General features: G+C 32.2%; 8 protein-coding genes and 4 tRNA genes. All 12 read left to right on the top strand.

Features of this window, described 5'->3' with window-relative positions; genetic code table 11:
- Positions 1-4: 4 nt before the first annotated feature.
- The 12 genes from ABG79_RS11845 to ABG79_RS11900 all read left to right on the top strand — a co-directional run bounded on the left by ABG79_RS11845 (position 5) and on the right by ABG79_RS11900 (position 6,542).
- A tRNA-Ile gene (locus ABG79_RS11845) sits at positions 5-81 on the top strand.
- Positions 82-90: 9 nt separating this feature from the next.
- Positions 91-166, top strand: a tRNA-Ala gene (locus ABG79_RS11850).
- A 125-nt stretch (positions 167-291) separates the two neighbouring features.
- Positions 292-852 carry a Uma2 family endonuclease gene (locus ABG79_RS11855; protein WP_057979681.1) on the top strand — a complete coding sequence of 187 codons (561 nt, stop codon included), beginning with the start codon at positions 292-294 and terminating at the stop codon, positions 850-852.
- A gap of 19 nt (positions 853-871) precedes the next feature.
- Entirely contained in the window at positions 872-1,726 is an 855-nt protein-coding gene (locus ABG79_RS11860) for a DMT family transporter (RefSeq protein ID WP_057979688.1), read from the top strand.
- Between the two features lie 15 nt (positions 1,727-1,741).
- Positions 1,742-2,293 (top strand): uracil-DNA glycosylase, encoded by a 552-nt coding sequence (locus ABG79_RS11865; protein WP_057979682.1) that lies wholly within the window; start codon positions 1,742-1,744, stop codon positions 2,291-2,293.
- Between the two features lie 142 nt (positions 2,294-2,435).
- Complete coding sequence (locus ABG79_RS11870; protein WP_057979683.1) at positions 2,436-2,660, top strand: DUF3892 domain-containing protein; 225 nt, start codon at positions 2,436-2,438, stop codon at positions 2,658-2,660.
- 148 nt (positions 2,661-2,808) lie between these two features.
- Entirely contained in the window at positions 2,809-3,390 is a 582-nt protein-coding gene (locus ABG79_RS11875) for a uracil-DNA glycosylase (protein WP_057979684.1), read from the top strand.
- Positions 3,377-4,753: a UDP-N-acetylmuramoyl-L-alanine--D-glutamate ligase gene (murD, locus tag ABG79_RS11880; RefSeq protein WP_057979685.1), complete on the top strand. Its 1,377-nt coding sequence runs from the start codon at positions 3,377-3,379 to the stop codon at positions 4,751-4,753. Before ABG79_RS11875 ends, murD begins: the two co-directional genes overlap by 14 nt.
- Before the next feature lie 47 nt (positions 4,754-4,800).
- Positions 4,801-5,478, top strand: a complete 678-nt coding sequence (locus tag ABG79_RS11885; protein ID WP_057979686.1) for a Crp/Fnr family transcriptional regulator — start codon at positions 4,801-4,803, stop codon at positions 5,476-5,478.
- 55 nt (positions 5,479-5,533) lie between these two features.
- A tRNA-Lys gene (locus ABG79_RS11890) sits at positions 5,534-5,609 on the top strand.
- Between the two features lie 7 nt (positions 5,610-5,616).
- Positions 5,617-5,700 (top strand) — tRNA-Leu (locus ABG79_RS11895).
- 398 nt (positions 5,701-6,098) lie between these two features.
- Positions 6,099-6,542, top strand: coding sequence for a VanZ family protein (locus tag ABG79_RS11900; RefSeq protein WP_057979687.1), 444 nt, complete (start codon positions 6,099-6,101; stop codon positions 6,540-6,542).
- The last annotated feature ends 525 nt before the right edge of the window (positions 6,543-7,067 follow it).

Consider the following 7,067-nt stretch of genomic DNA (forward strand, 5'->3'; position numbering starts at 1 on the left):
TTAAGGGCCTTTAGCTCAGCTGGCTAGAGCAACCGGCTCATAACCGGTCGGTCCGGGGTTCGAGTCCCTGAAGGCCCACCAATTTAATATGGGGGTGTAGCTCAGTTGGGAGAGCACCTGCCTTGCAAGCAGGGGGTCAGGAGTTCGAATCTCCTCATCTCCACCATTATACATACTAAGGAGTGCCTATCACTTAAGTTATCTTAGGTGGTAGGCACTTTTTTATTGAGTTTTTTTTATCTAAATGATAATATAGTCTTAGTTATTGTATAATTGATTAGGGGTGGTTTTATGCTGGCGCAATCTAATAGAAAATTCACATATGATGAATACTTAGCTATTGCAGAAAAACAAAGAGCAGAGCTGATAGACGGTGAAATTTATCTATTATCTTCTCCTACTTTTGAACATCAAAGGATTATATCAAGACTTAATGTTTTGTTTGAGAATTTACTTGAAGATAACGAATGTGTTCCTGTGATTTCACCTTTTGATGTTATATTAGAAGATAAAAATGAGAAAAATATAGTTCAACCTGATTTGTTAGTTATTTGTGAGCGTGAAAAAATTAATGAGAGAGGTTTTGCAGGGGTTCCTGCTCTAATAGTTGAAGTTCTTTCACATTCAACTGCTTCAAGGGATTATGTAGTAAAAATGAATTTATATATGAGATTTGGTGTTAAGGAATACTGGATAATTAATCCACAATCCAGGACTGTTGAGATATTCAATATAGATGAAAATGGGTATTATGGGATTCCAAAAACTTATTCCAAGGATGATATTGTAAAATCACAGATATTTGATTTTATTCAATTTCCTATTAATAAGTTGTTTGATTTTAAAAGATAATCTTAAGGAGAAAATAATTATGGGTTTTGTTGATAGAAATAGAGCAGTTTTATTTTTAGTATTATCATCTATTTTGTGGAGTCTAGGTGGGGTTTTTATAAAATTAGTTCAGTGGAATCCAATAGCCATTGCTGGCATGAGAAGTTTAATTTCAGCTATATTTTTAATCGTTGTCGTCAGAAAGGTTAAATTTAATCGTTCTAAGGACCAGATAATATGTGCATTAACATATGCTGCTACTGTTATACTTTTTGTCAGTGCGACTAAACTGACAACTGCTGCAAATGCTATCATGCTACAGTATACTGCCCCTATTTTTGTTGCATTTTTGAGCTATATTGTATTGAAGGAAAAAGTAGAGAAGATAGATTGGATAACAATATTCATTGTGTTTTTAGGAATGATACTGTTTTTTATAGGTAAACTTGAAACAAAGAATTTTCTTGGCAACCTTCTTTCAATACTTAGCGGTATTACCTATGCACTTTTAGCTATATATATGAGAAAGCAAAAGGATAAGTCTCCCGAAGAGTCTTTAATTATTGGAAATCTAATAACAGCAGTCATTTCAATTCCTTTTATGCTGCAGAGTATGCCTTCTAAAATGAGCTGGCTGGGTTTATTACTTCTTGGAACTATTCAACTTGGACTTCCTTATCTTCTTTATGCAAAGGCAATTAAGCATATAACAGCAATTGAAGCAGTCTTGATACCTGTTATTGAACCTCTTTTAAATCCATTATGGACATTTTTGGTTCTTAACGAAAGACCAACTCCATGGGCACTTTTAGGTGGATTTGTTGTTTTATCAGCTATAACCTTCAATCAGGTTTATAAGCTCAAGAGGAGATTAGAAGTAAATGCAACTATGTAAAATATAGGTGGTATTATGGAGGATAAATTAATAGAATTAAATAATTTGGTTATGTCATGTAAAAAATGCAGATTAGGCGTAAAAAGAACTAATGTTGTTTTTGGAGAAGGAAACCCCAATTCTAAGATTATGTTTATAGGAGAGGGGCCAGGGGAAGAGGAAGATAGAACAGGAAGGCCCTTTGTTGGAAAGGCTGGGCAACTTTTAACTAAGATGATAGAGGCTATAAATCTTAAAAGAGAAGATGTTTATATAGCAAATATAGTTAAATGCAGGCCGCCCAATAACAGGGTTCCATTTGACGATGAAGCTGATATTTGCATTAACTATCTAAGAAAACAAGTAGCAATCATAAAGCCTAAAATCATAGTTTGTCTTGGGGCAACAGCTGCAAGGCATATAATAGATAAAAATATTAGAATTACAAAGGATAGAGGCAATTGGGTAAAAAAAGGTGATTTTTTAATAATGCCAACATATCACCCTTCGGCACTATTAAGAGACCCATCAAAAAAGAAAGAGGCGTGGGAGGATTTTAAAAAGATACGTGATGTTAAGTTGATTTAATTTTTATGACTTTAAAATATATTATTTTTAGTTAAGGCTCTGAGAAGTAAATTTTTCAGAGTCTTAAATTATTTTTAAGGGTATATATTCTTTTTACTTAGAGATAATAATGATAAAGATTTTTTAAAGGGAGGAGATAACTTTGCTAAGGATTACAGCTGTTAAGCATGACGATAAAGGTGAAATAGTTGCTTATAAACTTAGTGATGGCAAGATTGTTTCAAAGGAAGAAGGTGTAAGGCTTGCCAGCGAAGGACAAATAGAAGGCGTCAGGGTTGGAACTTCAAAGAAAGGAGAAAAATATCTCAGAAGTTTGCCAGATGGTAATGATGATAACAATTTAGACAATCTTCCTGAATTTCAATAATTAATACTACTCTTACGGTGCATTAGTTTATCTTAGAGATTGTTTAAACTAAAAAACAGTCTCTAAGATTTTTTGTTGATAGTTTTTATTAAACAACTCAATTGTAATAATATTTGTTTTGCTATAAAATTATTTTGGAGGAATGATTATGGATGAGTTGATTTTACTTAAAAAGGAATATGAGGATTTAGCAAGAGAAAGGTTAGGAGTAGAACAAAAGATTGTATTTGGAGAAGGAAATATTGGTGCTAAAATAATGCTGATTGGTGAAGCGCCAGGCAGGTTCGAAGAAGAGATGGGAAGGCCTTTTGTAGGTCAAGCAGGTAAAAATCTAGATGAATTCTTAAAAATACTTGATTTAAAAAGGGAAGATATATACATAACGAATGTGGTTAAATTCAGACCATTTAAAGTAAATGAAAAGACAAACAAGAAATCAAACAGGCCACCAAGCAAGAAGGAGATAGAGGTATCCAAGGTGATTCTTTTTAAGGAAATCGACTATATAAAGCCTGGTATTATAGTTACCCTTGGAAATGTTCCTTTAAAGGCTATAGTTTCAGATAAGGCAAGCATTGGGGAATACCATGGGAAAATAATAAAAGTTAACGGTTATACAATTTTTCCACTTTATCATCCTGCAAGTATTATATATAACAGGTCATTATACGATGTTTATATTGATGATTTAAAGGAATTGAGAAAAGTATTGAAAAATGGAGGTTATTAAGGTGAGAGATTTTAAAGAATTTAAGGAATTTATAAAGGGAAAAAGGGTTGCTGTTATTGGAATTGGAGTCAGCAATAGACCTCTTATAAAAAAATTGATAAGTTATGGCGCAATTGTTACCGCTTTTGATAAGAAGGAAGAGATTGAAGCAAAAGAAGAGTTAGAAAATTTAGGAGTTAAATTTGTTTTGGGCAATAATTATTTAGAAGAAATAGACCAATATGAGGTAATATTTAGAACACCTTCCCTTCTTCCTACAAATGAGTATCTTTTAAGAGCAAAACAAAAAGGAGCCTATATAACATCGGAAATCAGAGAACTTGTAAAATACTGTAAAGGTAAAATTTTTGGAGTTACGGGTAGTGACGGAAAAACTACAACAACAACTTTAATATATGAGATGCTAAAAAAGCAAGGATATAATGTTTATTTAGGCGGTAATATAGGAATTCCTCTTTTTGAAAAGATTGAGGAGATTAAAGAGGATGATTTAGTAGTTCTTGAACTTTCAAGTTTTCAGCTTATGGATTTTGATATATCGCCGGATGTTTCAGTAATAACTAATTTAAGCCCTAATCATTTAGATTACCATACAGATATGGATGAATATGTTGATTCAAAGAAAAATATATTTAAACACCAAAGCAGTGAGGGAATAACAGTTCTAAATAGGGATAACGATATAACATATTCAATGAGGGAAGAAGTAAAAAGCAATTTAAGAATGTTTAGTATGAAGGAGAATGCCTTTAGCTATTATAAAGATGGCAGTTTATATGTTGATGGCAGATTCGTTTGCAATAAGGATGAAGTGAAGTTGATTGGTATGCATAATATTGAAAACTTAATTACTGCTTTTTCAGCTGTATATGGTTATGTTTCTATAGAAAACATGCGACATGTTGCAATTGATTTTAGTGGAGTAGAGCATAGAATTGAGTTTGTAAGAGAATTAAATGGTGTTAAATTTTATAATGATTCAATTGCATCGAGTCCAACTAGAACTTTAGCAGGACTTAATTCCTTTGATAGAAAAGTTATTTTGATTGCCGGTGGGTATGATAAGAATATTCCATTTGAACCTCTTGCTGAAGGTGGAATAGATAAGATTAAGGTTCTTGTCCTTTTGGGAATGACAAAGGATAAAATTAAAAAAGCGTTTATAGATGTAATGAATGTTACTGGGAAACACGTAAAAATAATTGAAGCTAATAGTTTGGAAGATGCGGTTTTTAAGGCATACTCAGAAGCAGAAAGAGGAGATATAATAACTCTCTCTCCTGCATGTGCAAGTTTTGATATGTTTAAAAATTTTGAAGAGAGGGGAAATAAGTTTAAGGATATTGTAAATAGTGTCTTTTGATAATTTAAATGTTTTAATGTTTGATTAAGAAACTTGGGGGTGTTAGATTGAATAATGAATTTCTAAGCAAGATAAGCATTTTCAAAGAACTTGATGATGAATGTCTGTCTAAAATATCAGCTCTTTTGATTGAAAAAAGATATGATAAAGGGAGTTTAATATTCATGGAGGGGGAGGCAGCTCAGGCTGTTTACTTCGTTAAGAAAGGCAAAGTTAAAATTTATAAAACTGGTCAGGATGGGAAGGAACATATATTAAATATACTGTCTGATGGAGAAGTTTTTGCTGAATCATGTCTATTTGGAATGAATAAATATCCGGCGAGTGCTGAAGCCTTTGAAGATACAGGAGTTCTATTTATAAAAATTAAAGAATTAGAAAAATTACTAGAAAATTATCCAAAGATAGCAATTGGAATTATTAAAACAATGGGTAAAAGGCTTCAAATGGTTTCGAAGCAAATAGAAAATCTGGCATTAAGGGATGCCTTTGGAAAAACTGCGATGCTTTTGATGGATTTGGTGACAAGAAAATTTTCTAAGATATATGATGGAATAGAAGTTGAGACAGAACTATCAAGACAAGAGATGGCTAGCATGGTTGGACTTACAAGGGAAACATTTACAAGGGCACTCTCTAAGCTGAAGGATTACGGAGCCATTGAATTTGAGAGGGATAAGATAAGAATAATCAATATAGAAAAATTAAAGGAATTTATAGAATAATTTAGATATTGACATGAGCATAAATACATGTTAGAATTATCTTCGTGTTTAAGGAGAGCCACTAGCTCAGTCGGCAGAGCACAAGACTTTTAATCTTGGTGTCCGGGGTTCGATTCCCCGGTGGCTCACCAATTATTTGCGGGCATGGCGGAATTGGCAGACGCACTAGACTTAGGATCTAGCGCCACGTGCGTGGGGGTTCAAGTCCCTCTGCCCGCACCATTAAGTGACATTCACTTGATTTCTTGAGTTCTTGAATTGTTTAGCAATTTGGACAAAACCCTGTGATAGGAGTTTTTACTTCTTTCACAGGGTTTTTTAGTTTGTGCGATATGGATTGAAGTGAATATAGGCAGCAATAACCATTTTGTGTTATTATATTAAACGATGAGCAGAGAAAAAGGTTGTATATTGTTGCTATTAAACTGGAAAAAAATACGTGATTTCAAGGATAATATAACAGTAACTTCTCAAGAAGATAGAGAAGATTAAATAGATTATAATACTAAATAGAGTGTAATTATCAAAAAATATATTTGTAGTTTTCAGTTGTGATTTTATAGAAAAAGTGGGAGAATTAATATATGTAAATTTCAAGCATCTTTACGGGAGAGGGTATTATGGATAGAAAATTTTTAAAATGGGTTTTAGTCTTTATTTGGGCAGCAATAATATTTATTTTTTCCAGCCAAAATGGCGAAATGTCCAGTGAAAATAACAAATTCATTTTACATATCCTAAAAACAATGGGTTTAGATATAAATCTGATTCTTGATGGCCATGCGGATTTTATTATAAGAAAGGCAGCACATTTTACTGAATATTTTATTTTGTATTCACTGCTATTTAAGGCATTTTCAGAAGATTTTTCCTTTAAAAATAGTTTGATTTTTTCAATTATATTTACATTTTTATATTCGTCTTCTGACGAGTTCCACCAAAGTTTTGTTCCAGGAAGAGCTCCATCTTTTAAAGATGTATTGATAGATACAGCAGGAGGAGTGATGGCATTGCTACTTATATATGCAAGAAGAATACTACGTAAAACTCGCATATCTGCTTGAAATTTGATGATTTGAAGGACTTGTATTAGTGATGCCGAGAACTTAGTGATTAATGTCTTTAAGTTATTCTCATGGCTAAAATATAATCTTAGAAAGGTAATTTTTGAGGAAAGAGACAATAATTATTTTGCTCTAGGTCTATAGTTTAATAGTATAATTATAATTTCAACAAAATTTCAATTATTACTAAACATAGTGGAGATGTCTTTTTTTCTTTGGCATTGTCTTTATCTTGATTGGTATGATTTGTTTTAAATTATGGAATTTTTAGAATAAGAGATTTAAGAACGTCAATAATATTTTTTAGACAAAAATGTGGTGAGGGAAGTATTTCATAATCACTTTTAATTCTATGTTGCTACTTGTCCTAATTGACAGACAACTCAAGAAGTCAAGAAATCAAGTGAATGTCACTAATACACACTGCCTTGTGTATCGGTAATAGAAATAGCGAGAAATATAAAGAATGTTGAAGAATAGTCAAGCTAATTTAAAATAATAAGTGAACATACTAAAGTGTGATAT

The organism is Caloramator mitchellensis (genome assembly GCF_001440545.1).
Classification (GTDB): Bacteria; Bacillota; Clostridia; order Clostridiales; family Caloramatoraceae; genus Caloramator; species Caloramator mitchellensis.

Excerpts from the sequence above, each read along its gene's own strand:
- ABG79_RS11855 (WP_057979681.1), top strand. The coding sequence starts at position 292 with ATGCTGGCGCAATCTAATAGAAAATTCACATATGATGAATACTTAGCT.
- ABG79_RS11860 (WP_057979688.1), top strand. The coding sequence starts at position 872 with ATGGGTTTTGTTGATAGAAATAGAGCAGTTTTATTTTTAGTATTATCA.
- ABG79_RS11865 (WP_057979682.1), top strand. The coding sequence starts at position 1,742 with ATGGAGGATAAATTAATAGAATTAAATAATTTGGTTATGTCATGTAAA.
- ABG79_RS11875 (WP_057979684.1), top strand. The coding sequence starts at position 2,809 with ATGGATGAGTTGATTTTACTTAAAAAGGAATATGAGGATTTAGCAAGA.
- murD (WP_057979685.1), top strand. The coding sequence starts at position 3,377 with ATGGAGGTTATTAAGGTGAGAGATTTTAAAGAATTTAAGGAATTTATA.
- ABG79_RS11900 (WP_057979687.1), top strand. The coding sequence starts at position 6,099 with ATGGATAGAAAATTTTTAAAATGGGTTTTAGTCTTTATTTGGGCAGCA.